This is a genomic window from Winogradskyella psychrotolerans (assembly GCF_018860565.1).
Classification (GTDB): domain Bacteria; phylum Bacteroidota; class Bacteroidia; order Flavobacteriales; family Flavobacteriaceae; genus Winogradskyella; species Winogradskyella damuponensis.
Genome location: NZ_JAHKPS010000028.1, coordinates 187921 through 205178, shown reverse-complemented (window position 1 = coordinate 205178; position 17258 = coordinate 187921). Strand labels below are relative to the sequence as shown.

At 32.1% G+C, this 17258-nt stretch carries 14 protein-coding genes and 1 riboswitch; of the genes, 7 read left to right on the top strand and 7 right to left on the bottom strand.

Going from position 1 to position 17258, the window contains the following annotated elements; translation table 11 throughout:
- Window positions 1-16: 16 nt before the first annotated feature.
- Window positions 17-1186 carry a trans-sulfuration enzyme family protein gene (locus tag KO504_RS14680; RefSeq protein ID WP_215928057.1) on the bottom strand — a complete coding sequence of 390 codons (1170 nt, stop codon included), beginning with the start codon at window positions 1184-1186 and terminating at the stop codon, window positions 17-19.
- A gap of 4 nt (window positions 1187-1190) precedes the next feature.
- A complete protein-coding gene (locus tag KO504_RS14675) occupies window positions 1191-2261 on the bottom strand; it encodes an aspartate kinase (RefSeq protein ID WP_215928055.1) in 1071 nt (356 codons plus the stop codon).
- A gap of 116 nt (window positions 2262-2377) precedes the next feature.
- Window positions 2378-2502, bottom strand: a riboswitch (SAM riboswitch).
- A 135-nt stretch (window positions 2503-2637) separates the two neighbouring features.
- Here KO504_RS14675 and KO504_RS14670 point away from each other — a divergent pair.
- The 3 genes from KO504_RS14670 (at window position 2638) to KO504_RS14660 (ending at window position 5399) form a co-directional block, all read left to right on the top strand.
- Window positions 2638-3228, top strand: a complete 591-nt coding sequence (locus KO504_RS14670) for a HupE/UreJ family protein (protein ID WP_215928053.1) — start codon at window positions 2638-2640, stop codon at window positions 3226-3228.
- A 106-nt stretch (window positions 3229-3334) separates the two neighbouring features.
- Window positions 3335-3787, top strand: coding sequence for a deoxycytidylate deaminase (locus tag KO504_RS14665; RefSeq protein WP_215928052.1), 453 nt, complete (start codon window positions 3335-3337; stop codon window positions 3785-3787).
- A 1-nt stretch (window position 3788) separates the two neighbouring features.
- Window positions 3789-5399: a S41 family peptidase gene (locus KO504_RS14660; protein WP_215928293.1), complete on the top strand. Its 1611-nt coding sequence runs from the start codon at window positions 3789-3791 to the stop codon at window positions 5397-5399.
- 4 nt (window positions 5400-5403) lie between these two features.
- On the opposite strand, the gene KO504_RS14655 is transcribed toward KO504_RS14660, so the two are convergent.
- Genes KO504_RS14655 through KO504_RS14645 form a run of 3 tightly spaced genes read right to left on the bottom strand, consistent with a single transcriptional unit; the run spans window position 5404 to window position 6801 of the window.
- A complete protein-coding gene (locus tag KO504_RS14655; RefSeq protein WP_215928051.1) occupies window positions 5404-6009 on the bottom strand; it encodes an FAD-dependent oxidoreductase in 606 nt (201 codons plus the stop codon).
- A complete protein-coding gene (locus KO504_RS14650; protein WP_215928050.1) occupies window positions 6009-6209 on the bottom strand; it encodes a hypothetical protein in 201 nt (66 codons plus the stop codon). The genes KO504_RS14655 and KO504_RS14650 overlap by 1 nt, the downstream gene beginning before the upstream one ends.
- Before the next feature lie 10 nt (window positions 6210-6219).
- Window positions 6220-6801, bottom strand: coding sequence for a MarC family protein (locus KO504_RS14645; protein ID WP_215928049.1), 582 nt, complete (start codon window positions 6799-6801; stop codon window positions 6220-6222).
- Window positions 6802-6971: 170 nt separating this feature from the next.
- Between KO504_RS14645 and KO504_RS14640 the strand changes: the two genes are divergently transcribed.
- Together KO504_RS14640 and KO504_RS14635 are read left to right on the top strand one after the other, a co-directional pair.
- On the top strand, window positions 6972-7541 hold the full coding sequence (locus KO504_RS14640) for a DUF3109 family protein (RefSeq protein WP_215928048.1): 570 nt from the start codon (window positions 6972-6974) through the stop codon (window positions 7539-7541).
- A gap of 299 nt (window positions 7542-7840) precedes the next feature.
- The gene (locus tag KO504_RS14635; RefSeq protein WP_215928047.1) at window positions 7841-10873 is read left to right on the top strand and encodes a CHAT domain-containing protein; all 3033 of its coding nucleotides are present in this window, start codon (window positions 7841-7843) and stop codon (window positions 10871-10873) included.
- Window positions 10874-10876: 3 nt separating this feature from the next.
- Here the strand turns inward: KO504_RS14635 and KO504_RS14630 are convergent, their stop codons facing one another.
- Window positions 10877-11593, bottom strand: a complete 717-nt coding sequence (locus KO504_RS14630) for a tetratricopeptide repeat protein (protein WP_215928046.1) — start codon at window positions 11591-11593, stop codon at window positions 10877-10879.
- A 2-nt stretch (window positions 11594-11595) separates the two neighbouring features.
- A complete protein-coding gene (locus tag KO504_RS14625; protein ID WP_215928044.1) occupies window positions 11596-12147 on the bottom strand; it encodes an RNA polymerase sigma factor in 552 nt (183 codons plus the stop codon).
- Between the two features lie 374 nt (window positions 12148-12521).
- Here KO504_RS14625 and KO504_RS14620 point away from each other — a divergent pair, with 374 nt between their 5' ends.
- Window positions 12522-13355 (top strand): DUF4412 domain-containing protein, encoded by an 834-nt coding sequence (locus KO504_RS14620; protein WP_215928042.1) that lies wholly within the window; start codon window positions 12522-12524, stop codon window positions 13353-13355.
- Window positions 13356-13377: 22 nt separating this feature from the next.
- A complete protein-coding gene (locus KO504_RS14615; protein WP_215928040.1) occupies window positions 13378-17193 on the top strand; it encodes a T9SS type A sorting domain-containing protein in 3816 nt (1271 codons plus the stop codon).
- Window positions 17194-17258: the final 65 nt, after the last annotated feature.

Sequence of the window (17258 nt, the reverse complement as noted above, 5' to 3'; positions counted from 1 at the left end):
ATCACTCGAACTGACGTTAGTTTTCTAGGGCTTGTTTTAAATCGTTAATAATATCTTCAGGATGTTCTAAACCCACAGAAATTCTAATTAAACCAGCGGTGATTCCTGTTTCTAAACGAATATCTTCTGGTATTTTAGCATGGGTTGTTGATGCTGGATGCGTTACTATAGTTCTGGTATCTCCCAAATTTGCTGTGAGTGATAATAATTTAATTGAATTGAGAAATTGTCTTCCCGCTTCAATACCTCCTTTTATTTCAAAAGCAACGATGCTTCCTCCTAATTTCATTTGTTTTTTTGCTAATTCGTATTGTGGATGTGATTTTAAAAAGGGGTATTTTACAAAATTTACATGCTCGTGGTGCTCAAGAAAAGTGGCAACTTTTAGAGCATTATCACAATGTCTATCTATTCTAACTGGTAAGGTTTCTAAACTTTTAGATAAAACCCAAGCATTGAAAGGGGATAGTGAAGGGCCTGTATTCCTTGAGAATAAATAGATAGTTTGAATTAATTCTGCACGGCCAACGGTTACACCACCTAAAACACGGCCTTGTCCATCCATTAATTTTGTAGCGGAATGAATCACTAAATCTGCACCAAATTTTATGGGTTGTTGCAAATATGGCGTAGCGAAACAATTGTCTATTATAAATAGGAGATGCTGTTTTTTTGCAATATCGGCTAAGCGTTGTAAGTCTAAAATATCTACGGCCGGATTTGTTGGACTCTCAGCATAAATCACTTTGGTATTGGGTTGAATTAGATTTTCGATGGTATCTAATTCATCCATTTTAAAGTAGCTCGTTGCAATGTTCCATTTTGGCAATATGTTATTAAATAGGGTTTGTGTAGAACCAAAAATACTACGACAAGATACAATGTGGTCTTCCGAATTTAATAAGGCTGCAAATGTTGAAAATACAGCAGACATACCAGAAGCAAAGGCATAACCGCGTTCTGCACCTTCCATTTGGCATACTTTTTCTACAAATTCAGAAGTATTAGGATTGGAATAGCGACTGTAAATATTTCGTTGTTTTTCGTCTGCAAATGAGGCGCGCATATCTTCAGCATCTTCAAACACGTAGCTCGATGTTAAATACATTGGACTAGAATGTTCTAAATATTGTGATCGCTCTATTTGTGTGCGTATGGCTTTTGTTTCTGTATATAATTTCTTCATAAAACTAATTTAGATTTACTGCTAGTTTTAAAATATCTGATAAGACACCTCTTGCGGTAACTGCTTTTCCAGCACCAGCACCTTGAATGACTAAGGGCTGTTCGTTGTATTCTTCTGTAAAAATTTCAAATAAAGTGTCAGATCCTTTTAGTTGCCCCAAAGCTGAAGATTTAGGTGTTGAAATTAATTTGACTTCTAGGGTATTATGTTTGGTGTCTAATTCACCTATATAACGTAATACAGATTCTGGATTTTGAGATTTTTTATGTTGTTCGAAAATGGGATTCAGTTCAGAACTTCGCGCTTCAAACTCATCTAAAGTTGTATTACCATTGAGATGTTCTGGTACTAAAGATTCTATAGCGACGTCATTTAATTCGGTTTGAATGCCAAGTTCACGAGCTAAAATGAGTAATTTTCTCGCAACGTCTTTACCTGATAAATCTTCTCTTGGATCGGGTTCTGTGAACCCTTTTTTGGTAGCGCTACTTAAAACCTCATTAAAAGCTAAGGTCTCTTTAGAAAAGGTATTGAAAATGTAACTTAAAGAGCCAGAAAAAACACCTCTAATTTTAATAATATTATCGCCAGAGCGATATAAATTTTTAATGGTATCTATAACTGGTAGTCCAGCACCTACGTTTGTTTCGTATAAAAATTTCTTTTTATTTTTCTTGAGGGTGAGTCTAAGGTCTTGATAAAATTGATGATTTAAGGTGTTTGCTATTTTATTAGCGGAAATGATATGACAACCATTTTCAATTAACTGTTTATATTGTGCAACAAATGATGCGCTAGCGGTAGCGTCTATGGCTACAACATGTTCTAAATTTTCTGCTTTAAAATATGCAATAATGTCGGTAATATTATAAGGTACAGCTGAGGTGGTAAAGTCCGTTTGCCAATTCTTACTAATGGCATCCGTGAAATGAGCGGAGGTAGAATTAGCAATTGACCTTATGCGTAAATTGAGTTGCTGTTCTTTGCGTAATTTTTGATTGAGCTCATGAATTTGATTGATCAATGTAGCTCCCACATTTCCGATGCCGAAAACCGCAATGTTAATAGTTGTCATTTTTCTAATTTTTGAGTTAAAATAAATTAAACCAAATGCTCAATGGTACCGCTTAAAGCGGAGTTAATAGAAAAATGTTATAAAGAATTTATTTACCGTGAAACGGTAATTTTGTTGGGTTATCTATCTAAATTAGTCGATAAATGAATCGCTAATTAAGTAGAATTTAGCACCTTCTTAATAAATTTAAGGGTTGCTAAGGCTTCAATGGGTCTAATCCCTCCACCTTTCTTGATAACATTTCAGTAAGTCATTTGAACTTTGTGCGTTACAATATTCCGAAAGAAAATAGGATTACACAAATTTTATTCACTTTATTTTAATGGAAACATATTGCATTTTAATTGTAACTTTGGTTTTCCCAAACACAATAATTATGTTAGAAAATTTCTGGTTTAATGTACAATACGGCATGAACCACGTTTTAGATATTAATGGGTATGACCATATCCTTTTTTTAATGGTATTAGCTGTACCTTATGTTTTTAATGATTGGAAACGTGTCTTGGTTTTAGTTACAACATTTACCTTAGGCCATACATTATCATTGGTTTTGGCAGCTTATGGAGTGGTGAGTATTAATGGTGAGTTAGTAGAATTTTTAATACCAATTACTATTTTAATCATGGCCATTTACAACGTGTTTACTGCAGGTAAAAAATCTAAAACGAATAAATTTGGCCTACTATTTTTTACAACTTTATTTTTTGGACTGATACACGGCTTGGGTTTTGCAAGAGAATTTAAAATGTTTTCAGGGCAATCAGAAAATAAATTGGAACTTCTAATAGAATTTGCTTTAGGTATTGAACTTGCGCAAGTCATTATCGTATTTGTCGTTTTATTCATAGGGTTTTTATGTCAAACGGTATTTAGATTTTCACGTCGTGACTGGATGATGGTACTTTCAGCTATAGTTATTGGATTGGTAATTCCAATGATTACGCAAAGTGATTTTTTAAAGTAAAATTTTAAAAGTTTGGTAAAATTTTAACTGATAGTAAATTGGTTATAAAATACTAAGCTTATATCTTCGTTACTAACTAGTATACTTTGTACAAGAACAAGAATTAATGTCAGATATAAAACAATTACGTTACGACAAAGCCTATTTACGTATAGCTAAAGAATGGGGGAAATTATCGCATTGTAAACGCAAACAAGTTGGTGCGCTTATTGTAAAAGATAGAATGATAATTTCTGACGGTTATAATGGCACTCCAACAGGTTTTGAGAATTATTGCGAAGATGATGAAGGATATACCAAATGGTATGTGTTACATGCAGAAGCCAATGCTATATTAAAAGTAGCATCATCTACACAATCTTGTAGAGGAGCGACGCTTTATATTACGTTGTCGCCTTGTAAGGAATGTAGTAAACTAATTCATCAAGCTGGTATTGTAAGAGTGGTGTATCATGAAGGTTATAAGGATTGTTCGGGAATTGATTTTTTAAGAAAAGCAGGTATAGAACTAGAGTTAATAGAAGACTTAAATGCAGATTCCCATTCTGATGGGAAATAGTATGGCAACTAAAAATAAATACATACCACTAATTATAGGCGTTGCAATTGCAGCAGGAGTTATTATAGGTGGCGAATTAAATTTTGCAGATACTTCAGATAATCTTTTTTCAACTAATAGTAAAAAGAATAAGCTCAACCGTTTAATAGATTATATAGATTACGAATACGTAGAAGAGGTTAACACAGATAGCATTGTAGATGTTACTGTTAATGGGATTTTAAACAATTTAGATCCACATTCGATGTATATTCCTAAAGAGGATTTACAGCGCATCACTGAAAATATGAAAGGTGATTTTGTAGGTATTGGTATTAATTTTTATCCTTATAGAGATTCTATAGCTGTAGTAAAACCAACAGAGGGTGGGCCAAGTGAAAGTGCTGGAATTATGAGTGGAGATCGAATTCTTTTAGCAGATGGAGATACACTGTATGGAGTTAATTTTGATAATGATTTTATAGGAAATAAGCTTAGAGGTGATAAAAACACCAAGGTCAAATTGACGGTTTTTAGAAAAGGTGAAGAGGAGCTTTTAGAGTTTGAAGTAAAACGCAAAAGTATTCCAATTAAAAGTGTAGATGCAGCTTATATGCTAACGGACGATTTAGGTTATATAAAAATGAATCGTTTTGCAGAATCTACTTTTAAGGAATTTAAGTTGGCACTAGGCGAATTAAAAGAACTTGGCGCTACAAAACTAGCCTTAGATCTAAGGGATAATCCAGGAGGGTTTTTGGGTGTTGCAGAGCAGATTGCTGATGAATTTTTAGAAGACGATAAGCTGATTCTGTTTACTAAAGACAAAAAAGGAAAAGAAGAACGCATATATGCAACACAACATGGAGATTTTGAAGAGGGCGAAATATATATTCTAATAAATGAAAACTCTGCATCGGCAAGCGAAGTTATTGCTGGAGCACTTCAAGATAATGATAAAGGTATAATAGTAGGAAGACGTTCTTATGGAAAAGGATTGGTACAGCGAGAAATGGCTTTAGGAGATGGAAGTGCTGTAAGACTAACTGTTTCTAGATATTATACTCCTACAGGGCGTTCTATTCAAAGACCTTATACTAATGGAGATAGTGAAAACTATTACAAAGATTATTACAAGCGTTTAAGGACAGGAGAACTGATTGATGAAAAAAGCATAGAAGTTGATGATTCATTAAAGTTTACCACACCAAAAGGAAAAGTGGTTTATGGAGGTGGAGGCATCATCCCAGATGTATTTGTTCCTGTTGATCGTTTGTTTGATAATGAAACTATAAATTATCTAAGACGACGCGGTCATTTTGGTTATTTTGTCTTTGAAGAATTAGATAAAGATCGCAGTATATATCAAGATATTTCAAAATACGATTTCATTAATAATTTTGAAGTTAGTGATGATATCGTTGTGCGTTTTCAAGAATATGTTAATAAAAAAGAACGTACTAATATTACGTTTGTAGCCTATAATGACGAAATAAGACGCCTTATTAAAGCCACACTTGCACGTCAGTTATTTGATGATAATGCGTTTGAAGAAATTATAAATAAAGAGGATATTATGGTGCAAGAAGTGATTTTATTAAGCAAAGAATATCCAAACTTTAAACAAAATTAAACGCTTATATTTTATCGTGAATTTTGGTGTGTTTCCCATTATTCCAAAGCGTTAAAATATCTGTCGCTACGTGTGCGCCACTTCCGCATGCCATGGCAAATTGACTTCTCCAACCGGCTAAAGTGCCAGCTACGTAAAGGTTTTTTTCAATGAGATGATCTGTGTTTTTTAACCAAATTCTATCTTTTTCAATAGCAGCTCTTGGGTGTGGTTCTGTGTAGTTTTTAAGACCTTTTATGGTCATTAAGTTAGTGTAGCCTACAGCAACAACTACAATTTTAGATCGGTAACTGTTTTGATTTGTAGTAACTATAAAATCACCGTGATCTTTTTCGATAGCATTTACTTTTTCATTTTCAATCTGAGAGATGTGCGGGTAAAGATCTGTTAATTGGTTTTTACCATCCTCTAGAATGTCTGCACCTAGCGTACCTGCTTGTAATCCTAAAACATTATTAAACAAAGCGGTTTGTAAATGCGATGTTTTTTGGTGCATTATAATGCCAATGTGCTTGCCTTCTGCAAAAGGTTTGTGTTGTGCAGAACCTAAAACTAAAGCGCAAGATAATCCTGCAGCTCCACCGCCAATAATTAGAGCATCAAAAGTCATTATCGTTGTTTGCTTAATTTTTCAATCTTCTTAGAAATTCTAAGAATCTGTAATAAAATAATTGCACAAAACGCAGCCGTAATTGTAATTAGTGCGGTCTGACTTTCTCCTTCAAAAAGCGCTTCAAAATTTAACTTTGTCGCATTAAAAATAATGAGTGCTAATGCAATAGCGGATAAAATTAGTGTAAATACTTTCATGTTTAAAAAATTAAACCAGTAAAGCTTTAATGTTGTGGGCAAATAACTTTACTGCTATGGCTAACAAAATTACGCCAAATATTTTTCTTATAATATTAATTCCGTTGGTACCTATGATACGTTCTATTTTTGAAGATGTTTTTAATACTATATAAATAACAACAACATTACTAATTACAGCAACAATTATATTTTCAATGGCAAATTCTGCACGTAGCGATAATAAAGTGGTTAATGTTCCTGGTCCTGCCATAAGCGGAAAAGCCAATGGGAAAACAGAAGCTGTAACAGCACTATGTTCATCGTCTTTATAAAGTGTAATACCTAAAACCATTTCTAAAGCAATAAAAAAGATGACAAAAGCACCTGCAACAGCAAACGAGTTAACATCTATACCAATAAGACTTAGCAGGCTTTTTCCAACAAAGAGAAAAATAATCATGATTACACCAGCTATTATAGAGGCTTTTCCACTTTGAATATGTCCAACTTTTTTACGTAAATCTATGACAATTGGAATATTTCCAATAATATCGATTACGGCAAAAAGGATCATAAAAGCTGTAAATATTTCTTTAAAATTAAGTTGCATTTCGTTGTGATTTTAATCTTTATATTGTTTCTTAATATAGCTATAAGTATTTGGTTTTTATGATCTTATTGGCTAAACATCCGCTGTGGATTTGAAATTTTTTGCAAAGGTGCGATAATATTACATATTTGCAATATTAAATATCGGTTAAGTTTAAGTATTTTTGCCGGATGTTTCAACTCGGAAAAACCATAGTCTCAGAAGACATTATAGAAAAAGATTTTGTTTGTAATCTTTCAGCCTGCAAAGGAGCCTGTTGTATAGATGGAGATGCTGGTGCGCCTTTAGATAAAGATGAGGTAAAAATCTTAGAAGATATCTATCCAAAAGTAAAGCCATTTCTTCGCCAAGAAGGAATTGATGCTATTGAAGCGCAAGGCACTTCAATTACCTCTAGTTTTGGAGATTTTGAAACTCCTTTAATTAATGGAGCAGATTGTGCTTATGTTATTTTTGATGAGAAAAAAACAGCACTTTGCGCCATTGAAGAAGCCTATAATCAGGGAGAAATTCAATGGAAAAAACCAGTGTCTTGTCACTTATATCCAATACGAGTGAAGGAATACACTGAGTTTTCTGGTGTTAATTATGAAAAATGGGAAATTTGTGACGATGCCTGTGCTTTAGGCAAAGAATTACAAGTGCCAATATACAAGTTTGTAAAGGAAGCCCTTATTAGAAAATTTGGAGAAGATTGGTATGCTGAGTTGGAGAAGGTTGCAGAAAAAATGAAAAGCTAACAATTAAGTCGCTTAAACAAATATATAAGTATAATGAAGTTCTAGAAGGATAAGACTTAAGTTTTGTTATTAGAATCTCATTAAAACCCCATGTGCACTCAAGCTTTTTTATAAATGTAAAACAGAAGCACTGATTCTAGAAATCGGTGAAATTGTTATATCGAATTATAAAAGTGATAGAGAAATATAGGTAAGTTTCTTATAAATAGTATATTAGGCTTTTTTATAGCTATAATCTGAACCTATAGGTCTATTTTTGATAGGTTTTTGAATTAAGTATTTGAAAACTGACTCTATTTATGAAACACATTTATCTTACTTTAAGTTTACTTTTTTGTTTTAGCGCTTTACCTGCCCAAACAACCTGGCAAGAGTACACAAAAATCGCAGATTCCCTGCAAGTACTATTTCAATTTGAAAATGCTATAGAACCACGAGAGAAAGCAATTGAATTAGCTGCGGTAAATCAAAAAGATACCATTCCGTTTTTAAATTTGTTGTTAGCAATGAGTAAAAATGAACTCAATGTAGACAATCCTGAAATTAATAAACCGATTTATAAGGAACTTCAATCTCAAATTTTAGAACTTGAAGAACGCAACGCAAAACCAGAACGACTTTACCAAGCCTATAGGCGTATGTATATTATTGCGCATAATTTTATTCGCAACATGGAAGATACAGATGTCTATGTTGGTAAATCTATAGCGTATCATTATAAATGTAAAACAATAGACTCATTAGTTTTGCTTAAAAGTTTACACGGTTCTGGTGTAGTATCTCGTGAAGTTGGTAGGCTTAATAAATCTGTAGAGGTATTTAAAGAAGCTGAGCGATTTTATGGTTTTATGACAGTAAAAGACACCAATGTAATGGCTAGTGTTTATAAAGATTTAGCCATGGTTTATCATGATAATTTTTTAAATATACCTTCTGAGCGTTTAAAATATGTAAAAAAAGCAGAAGCCTTATTTAATAGTGTTGAACGACCTAATTTAGATTATTTATTAGGTGTTTATAATGATCTTTCAGAATATGAAAAGCGACAAGGAAATTACAAAACTGCAGCAGGTTATTTAAATAAAGGTTTAAAAATTTATCAAAATAATGCAGAAGAAACCCAACGTTATAGAATGGGTAAAATTGGTGTAAAAAAAGAATTGCAATTTCACTCAGCACTAATGGAAATTTATAGAAAAACTGGTGAGGAAGCTCTTATTTTATATCATTTTGAAGAAATGAAGAAAATTAATTCTCAAAATGCTTTAGATGATATTGAAACAGACTTCTATGCAACAGCACACATTATACTTTCAAAATTTTATTACTCAAAAGATAATGATAAGGCATTAGCTTTCCTGAATGAAGGTTTAAAAATTCATAAAAACTTAAGTTTCGAAAAATTTGAAGAAGAGTTTACTGTAGCAAAAATAAATATTTATATAGATCAACAGCGGTTTCTTGAAGCAGAAGAATTACTGAAAAAACTAGAAACTGTAAAAGGTTTACCTCAATTTATTAAAAAGGATATGCTAATCCTTAATGTTTCATTGAATTTTAGAAATAATAGTAAAGATGTAGCTTACAGTTATATTAATAAATTAATTCATGGTTTTTCTGATGCCAATAGTGCTTTTGATATTAAAACTATCACTTATAATGAGTTTACACCGAGTTTAGATTTAAATGATACTGAACTTATCTTAGAAATTGTGGATGCTCTCAATGATTCCTTATCAAAAGATGACACGGTTAAGCATAATCTCTTTTTATTAGCTCTAAAACAATTTGAATCTAATTTTAACCAAGAATTTTTAAACGATAAACTTAAAAAGAGCTATGATCAAATAGGATTGTATTTCTATAACAAAGCTTCTGAAGGTCTAATTAGTGAAGAAGATAAAATACGTTTTTTAAATTTCACTGAAGCTATTGAAGCTAAATTTTTACTAAACACATTTCTAGCAAATAGAACAACATCAGGTAAAACAGAGGCCGATTTAATAGTTAAAAAAGAACAACAAATACGTTCTAACATAACATATTTAAAGAAAAAAAATATAGGGTCAAAATCAGATAGCTTAAGTCAGCTTATTTTTGAGGAAAATATAAAACTTAAAACGATTAACGAACAGTTGCAAAAAGATGGTTTTAATGTTTCAAAGCTTGTTAATATAGCCAATCCGCTTCAAAATCTTGAAACCTTTAAAGATAGTTACATTATTAAATTTAAAGTTGTTGAAGACCAACTGTTTAGAGTGTGCTATTATGATCATAAAATAGCAGTAACAAAATTAGAAGATTACAAGAGTTTAAGTGCTAAGGTTGAGGGTCTTGTTTCTGAATTAAAGGATATCAATATTCCTGTTAAAACCATAAAACAACATTCTAAAAGTCTTTATAATGATTTACTTGGAGGTATAGACGTTTCGACTATAGCTAACGTTCACATTATACCAGACGACATTCTACATTATTTACCTTTTGAACTTTTAGTTTTTAATGATACTTATGTTCTTAATCAAACAAAGGTGAGTTATGCAGCTGCTTTGAGTTTTATAAATTCACCAATACACAATAATCAAGAAAACCGAAAAATTGCTTTATTTGCACCTACTTATACATTATTTGCTCCGTCAAATAAACAATTAGCAGTAAGAGGTGAGCCTTATCATTTAGAAGGAGCTTTAAGGGAGGTTTCCTCAATTTCTAATTTGTTTGAAAATAGTGATGTTTATACAAATGACAGAGCTTCAAAAGAAACATTTAAGTCGTTATCGCCTGACTATTCCATTCTACATTTATCAATGCATTCATTTTTAAACGATGACGACTCTGAACTAAGTAGTTTGGTGTTTTCGGACAATAATAAGGATCATCAACTTTATATTTCAGAATTATATGGTTTAAACCTCAATGCAGATATGGTAGTTTTAAGTGCTTGTAATACAGGTGTTGGAGAGTTAAAAACAGGAAAAGGTATTGTGTCTATGAATACTGCTTTTACAGCAGCAGGAGTGCCTTCCGTATTATCAAGTTTGTGGAGTGCACCAGATGCTGCTACTCAGGAAATTATGATTGCATTTTATAAGCATCTTAAAGAGGGTTCTGATAAATCTGAAGCGTTACAATTAGCGAAACAAGACTATCTAAATAGTACGGAAAATGAATTATTAAAGCATCCTTATTATTGGGCTGGTTTTGTTATTTCTGGTGATATTTCATCTATTGCAACTAAAGACTCTGATGATATTTGGTATTTTTTAGGAGGCTTTGGTTTAGTGTTATTAGTTTTTGGGTTCTTCAAAAGAAAGGCGAAGAAAGCGGCATAGCTTCTAGTCCAATTGCTCTAATAACTGCTCGGCTGCCTTTGTCTTATAAGTACCATTGTTTATCACTGTATTTAAACTCGCTTTAGCTTTCTTAGTGTTGTTAATTTTAATATAAGCTAGTGCTAAGTACCACTGTTGTTGGGTTTTTAGCTTTTTTGGTAACTCATTATTTTGTTCCAATATTTTTATAGCTTCGTCATTCTTATTCAATTGTAATAAAACATTGGCTTTGTAAAAAGACATTGTAGCATTGTCACTTTCCTTTAAAATAGCATTAAAATAATTAAGTGCCTCTTCATACTCTTTAGCTTCATAAGAAATAAAAGCCTTTGTTTTTAAATCGTTAGAATCTTCTCCGCGTACAATTGGATGCACTACGTTTTCAAAGGGTTTAAAATTAGTTGCGAACAGCGCGTCGTTATCTAAGTTTGATGGTCCAAAATACCAAAAACTGGGTAGCGCTAATAATAAAATAATAGAAGCGGCAACAAGCCATTTTATGTATGTTTTTGATGATGTCTTTGTAGAGTTTTCAATGGACTGTAGTTCTTCCTTTAATTGTGTTTGCGTTTCTTTTTTGATGACGGTTTTAAGGTTTTTTTGGAATTTAAACGTTTTTTTAAATTTGGTGTCTGTGGCCAATAAATGGTCAAATTCCTTTTGCGTTTCAGGGGAAAGCGTTTTAGAAAAATAGTGTGCTATGAGTTGGTCTTTAGTCATAATTAGTATTTGAAAATCAGGTCTTTAAGGGATTTTATGCAACGCGATTTTTGGCTTTTTGCTACATTTTTATTCGAATAGTTTAATTCATTTGTAATTTCATCAATAGTAAAGCCTCTGTAATAGAACAGTGTTAATATGGTTTTGCATTTTTTACCTAAACTTTTAAAGGCGATTTGTAATTTTTGCTGATCTTCTGATAGGTCTTCTATTAAATCTACTGCGTAATCAGTATTTATTTTTAAGCGGTCTAAAGTGGTATCCTTATCAATGGAATACATACTCTTTTGTTGCTTCAACCTTTTGTAAATCATGTATTTTCCAATACTAAACAAATAGGTTTTTAATTCACTTTTTAAAAGGTCTAATTTTCCATTAACGGCATTATCATGTAACGCGATAATAGCATCTTGATAAATATCAATAACCGTTGCTTCATCTAAAGGATATTTTTTTGCAAATCCAATAAAAACTGTCTTGTAGTCTAAATAAACGGACTTCAGTGCCTCTGAATTTCGTTTTTTTAAAGCTTCAACAAGAACCTTATCTGCCATATTAGTGTCATTAAGTGTTCAAAAGTAAACAACATAAATTAAACGTATTAAAAAGAACCAAGACATATTTACCTTTTTGATAATAAGAATACTAAAAGAGAAATGAATTATAAATATTATGTGTTAGTGTTCTAAATAAAGAAGTTTACATTATTGATGCTTCAGGTTAGGAATGCCAACCAATTAAAAACTTTTTTTATGAAAACACAATTTTTAAACTTGTCAAAGGCTTTTTTTTCTGCTTTAGTATTTAAACGTATCAAAAAGTAAGATTTCAAATTAACAATAAAAAAAATAAAGAATTGTGTTTACCTTTTTTTTATACAAACACTAAATAGAAAATGCCGAGTTGTTAACACGTTAATGCAATACATATGAAAGCACTAAAACCACTATTTTTTACACTTGTTTTTCTGTTAATGAGTAATGCTGTTCAAGCGCAGTTTTGGAAGAAATTAGCTAAAAAAGCAGAGAAGAAAATTGAAAGAGAAGCAGAAAACCGAGCAGAACGACGCGTCAATAAAAATATAGACAAAGTATTTGATGAGGCTGAAAATGGCATAGATAATATAGATCTAAAAACGGAAAAAGTAGATGTTAAGCTTCCCGATAGCTATCATTTTGAATGGAAATATAGCATGAAAACGCAAACTCAAGATAAAGAGATTGACATGTATTATATGCTAAAAAAAGAAGCAGCGTACATTGGTATAATTGTGATTTTAGATGAGTTTGATACTTCAAAAAACAGCAAAACAATAATGGATAGTGAACGAGGTGCATTTATCACCTTTATGGATGTAAATGGTCAGAAAATATATAGAGCTATGGAACTTCCTGAAGCAGATCCTTTAGAAGAAAACACCAATAGTTTCACATTAGAAAAAACAGACACCAAAGAGATTTTAGGGTACAATTGTCAAGGGTGTAAAACCCAAATAAACGACGGAACCATGCATTTTTACATGGCAAATAATGCGCCAATTAGTTTGTATTCTGCCTTTGGTAAAAATCAAAACATGCCTAAAGGCTTTAATAAAGCGCTTCTAAAAGATTTAAAAAATGGTCTTATGTTAGAAGCCGAATTTACTAGTGATAAAAACAGCAATAACAATTTTAAAACCACATGTACCGAGCTTAAAAAAGTAGATTATACCTTAGACGTAAGTCAGTATGGTTCTTTAAGTGAATTAGGTAGCAAAAATTAATTATAGACGTAAACAACCAATCATGAAAACAAAATTACTCACTTTAACCTTGTTATTTTCAATAGCAATTAGTGCTCAAATTACTAAATCTGAAGCTTATATTCCAGGAACTAAATTAGTGTTTTATGCTAATGAATGCGGTAACACCATACCAGAAGCGGCTGGTAAATTAACCTTTTGCGATGGCTACGGAAATTTAGGAGTTGTAGAAGAAAGTTATGGGCTTAATAACAGAAACATAAGGTTTATGGTAGAAAATAGAGCCAATGCAGATGAAGCATTTGTAACTAATGAGGGCTTATCTATTAAGCTAACAGATGGCACTTATGAAAATGTACCAAATATTGCTATTCCAGATTTTACCACTGCTGGAGATTGGCAGAATGATAATATTTTTAGAAGTGCTTTAATTATGCCCAATAACAATGTTATTTTTTCTGGTGGTGATAGCTTTTTATATACCTACAATCGTACTCAAAAAACGATAGCAACCATAGGATTTCCTAATTTTCATAGTCCTGTTACCTTCACTTATGATGAGGATCGTGATGTTGCTTGGATTATTGCGCGTCAAGGTGCCAATACTTATTTATATAGCTATAATGAGACACTTGGTCTAGTTTATGTAAGCGCATTATCTTCTTCTATCAGTGCTGCGCAGTTATCGAGTGGTGCACTTAATTCTCCAACATTCACCTATCGAGATAATCATCTGTATTTTGGTATTCAATCTGGTTTATTTAAAGTAAGTGTTTTAGATTATACAACTACGAGTTACAATACCACTTCAACACCAAGTATTCCAAGTGACTATGTAAATGATCTTAAATTTGATGATAATGGTGACTTATGGTTAGCTTTAAATGAAACTAACGATGGTAGTATTCTTAAATTTAATATTGCAAATGAAACTTTTGAGCAATATGAATTACCAAGAGCTACTAATCCTGCTTATACGTATAAGTTTAGTAATATAGCTCTAGATAATGCTGGTACAATTTGGTGTACAGCGCTTGATTTTTCAGGTTTGATTAAATTAGAGTTTGATCAAGGTATGCCACAATGGGAGCAAATACCATTAACAGATTTACCACAATTAGGTGTGGAGTCTCCATATGTGCCAGATAATATCTTTTATAAAAACGGTAAGTTTTATTTCACAACGTTTTCAGCTTCTTCGGGTTCTAGTAGTGTTGATCAGATCTTGGTAAATGATAATGGAAATTGGTCTTCGATAACAGATACTGAGACAGGTAATATTTCTTACTTGTCTAGCCAACGGTTTAATTATAATTTACCAGATGATGATGGTGGTATGTGGTGGTTTAATTGGTATGATGATGTCATTGTACATCGTAAAGCTAATGACGAACAATTTGTGTTTTCTAACGTGCCTAATCTTGGTAGTTATGCAGCAATCGATACAGATGATAAGCCTATTATACCGTTAAGCGTAAATGGCACTAAAATTACTAAAATAGATACACCTCTTTTTTACGGTTTATTAAACGATACAAATCAAAACACAAATGGGTTAGTGCGTCATAAAGATGAGGTTTGGTGGTATAACGAAAGTACCTTACAGATTAAAGTTCTAAAATACAACCAAGTAATTGCGACGTTCGATTTAGATGATAGCTATGAGAATATTTATGATTTTCAGGTAGATTCTAATGGTGATGCCTGGTTTTCTAAAAATGTGAGTAATGGTTCTATCATTAAAAAATTTGAAACCAGTACGGCAACAACAACAGATTATACATTTACTGAAAATTTAGGACTAATAAAACCAACTGTTGCAGCACCAAATGGTGCGATGTGGTTTGTGAGATCTAATGGGCTTATTTACTATGATGGTAGTGCGTTCACAACATATCCGGCAGCTAATTATTCTGAACTTTTTAATATTGTGTCTCTAATAGTAGATACCAATAATACTGCACATGTATTATTAAATGATAATGCTGCCATTGTAAAAATTGAAAACGCCGGAACATCCAACGTATCATTTAGTACCACTTTTTTGGAGGGTAACAATTCTATTTTGCCAGCTTTAGGACACTATAGACCGGATGATTTATCTATTGATAGTCAAGGTGCCATGTGGACACATGCCTCTCTAAACACATTTAAGTTAACAGATGCAGATATGGCTAAGGAATACAGAACTGAAGGTGAAACTTATAATGTTTCTGGTTTAATTTATAACGACCTTAATGAGAATGATGCTTTTGATGCAGGTGAAGAATATGCAGGTCAATTAGTGGCTTTAAAACTGAATGGGAATGTGTATTCTACATTTACTAATACCAATGGTGTCTATGCCTTTTATATATATGATGAAAATGCAACATATGAAATCACTTTACCAACTATAGGACAATTTGTTACGGCTTCAAATAGGCAATTAGAAGTCGTTGTTGGTGCTAACAATCAAAATTACGATGGTAACGATTTTCAATTGAAACCTAAGTTTGTAAATTCTTTACTTGTAAAAAGTAGTTCTAAATTAGGAGCTTGGGGATTTATAAGAGCTAATTTTGAAAATACCTACACTACTGCAATCGGTAATTTGTCAACAACAAAAACGTTTAACAATTTAGAAGTTACCTATACCTTTAAAAATCAGGATGAAAATAGTACAAATGTTTTACCTTCAATAGATGATGTAAAAGTGTATGAGTTAGATCCTAATGGAGGCTTTCAGCTTATAGAAAAAGTGACTATTGATCAAAGAAATAATAAGTGGAACGTAGATCTACCATTAGGTACTTACACACAAAATGAATTAGCCATTACACCAAATATCACAGAAACTGGAGCGCAAACTGATATAACAGTAACAATACCTACTGTAAGTCCGCTAAACACTTATATAATTGAAATTGAAACTGGCCTTTTTGATCCTTCTGAATCAGGTGTAGTTATAAATCATGGTGTTTCAAAGATGGGTTCGGATAATTTTGAAGATACTAATAGTAACCCGCTTACAGATCCTATAATTTTATTTCCTCTTGAAGATCGTGATGAAAATAATAGTGGTTTTGATGCAGACGACACGCCATATTTAAATCCAAACGATGTTTATATAGATCCACCATACTTAGATCCTAAACAAGTTTATGGACCAGGTCCTTACGCAACTAAAATTTATAGTTCATACGATCCTAATGATAAATTAGTAGATGAAGGAGTTCCTGGGGTGGTTAATGATAGACATATTGAGCGCAAGTGGTTAACTTATACCATTCGTTTTGAAAACTCAGGGAATTTCTCAGCAAAAGATGTGGTTGTTACGGATGTGTTAGATGCTAATTTAGATCCTAATTCTGTAAAAGTAATAGAAGCAAGCCATAATTATACTGTAGATATTCTTAAAAATGGGACAGACGAAAGTGTCTTAAAATTTAGCTTTAATGATATCTTTTTACCTTTTGATGATGCCAACAATGACGGTTATATAAAGTTTAAGATTAAGGCCGAAGAAGGCATTGCAGAAGATACCATCGTAAATAATAGTGCTAATATCTATTTTGATCAAAATCCTGCAATTATTACCAATGTCATTGAAGTACGTTTCTTAACCATAGAAACCTTAGGTATTGTAGATGAGAATTTAGAGTCTCAGTTTAAAATGTATCCTAATCCTTCAAACTCAATAGTTAATATAGAGACAAAATTACAAATTGAAAACGTTGAGGTTTATTCTATTTTAGGTCATAAAGTATTGGAAACTAAAAGCAAGCAAATTGATGTTTCTCATTTGTCAGGTGGCACTTATATCTTAAAAGTAAGTTCTGAACGTGGCACGTTAAGCAAGAAACTAATTATTAATTAATACATTAAAAATACTGATATGTTACAGCGTATTTTTGATTGCTAATTGTAATTAAAAATACGTTG

What these genes read in the sequence shown, in the direction of transcription:
- KO504_RS14680 (WP_215928057.1), bottom strand. Translation starts at nt 1,186, where the DNA reads ATGAAGAAATTATATACAGAAACAAAAGCCATACGCACACAAATAGAG.
- KO504_RS14675 (WP_215928055.1), bottom strand. Translation starts at nt 2,261, where the DNA reads ATGACAACTATTAACATTGCGGTTTTCGGCATCGGAAATGTGGGAGCT.
- KO504_RS14670 (WP_215928053.1), top strand. Translation starts at nt 2,638, where the DNA reads ATGTTAGAAAATTTCTGGTTTAATGTACAATACGGCATGAACCACGTT.
- KO504_RS14665 (WP_215928052.1), top strand. Translation starts at nt 3,335, where the DNA reads ATGTCAGATATAAAACAATTACGTTACGACAAAGCCTATTTACGTATA.
- KO504_RS14660 (WP_215928293.1), top strand. Translation starts at nt 3,789, where the DNA reads ATGGCAACTAAAAATAAATACATACCACTAATTATAGGCGTTGCAATT.
- KO504_RS14655 (WP_215928051.1), bottom strand. Translation starts at nt 6,009, where the DNA reads ATGACTTTTGATGCTCTAATTATTGGCGGTGGAGCTGCAGGATTATCT.
- KO504_RS14650 (WP_215928050.1), bottom strand. Translation starts at nt 6,209, where the DNA reads ATGAAAGTATTTACACTAATTTTATCCGCTATTGCATTAGCACTCATT.
- KO504_RS14645 (WP_215928049.1), bottom strand. Translation starts at nt 6,801, where the DNA reads ATGCAACTTAATTTTAAAGAAATATTTACAGCTTTTATGATCCTTTTT.
- KO504_RS14640 (WP_215928048.1), top strand. Translation starts at nt 6,972, where the DNA reads ATGTTTCAACTCGGAAAAACCATAGTCTCAGAAGACATTATAGAAAAA.
- KO504_RS14635 (WP_215928047.1), top strand. Translation starts at nt 7,841, where the DNA reads ATGAAACACATTTATCTTACTTTAAGTTTACTTTTTTGTTTTAGCGCT.
- KO504_RS14630 (WP_215928046.1), bottom strand. Translation starts at nt 11,593, where the DNA reads ATGACTAAAGACCAACTCATAGCACACTATTTTTCTAAAACGCTTTCC.
- KO504_RS14625 (WP_215928044.1), bottom strand. Translation starts at nt 12,147, where the DNA reads ATGGCAGATAAGGTTCTTGTTGAAGCTTTAAAAAAACGAAATTCAGAG.
- KO504_RS14620 (WP_215928042.1), top strand. Translation starts at nt 12,522, where the DNA reads ATGAAAGCACTAAAACCACTATTTTTTACACTTGTTTTTCTGTTAATG.
- KO504_RS14615 (WP_215928040.1), top strand. Translation starts at nt 13,378, where the DNA reads ATGAAAACAAAATTACTCACTTTAACCTTGTTATTTTCAATAGCAATT.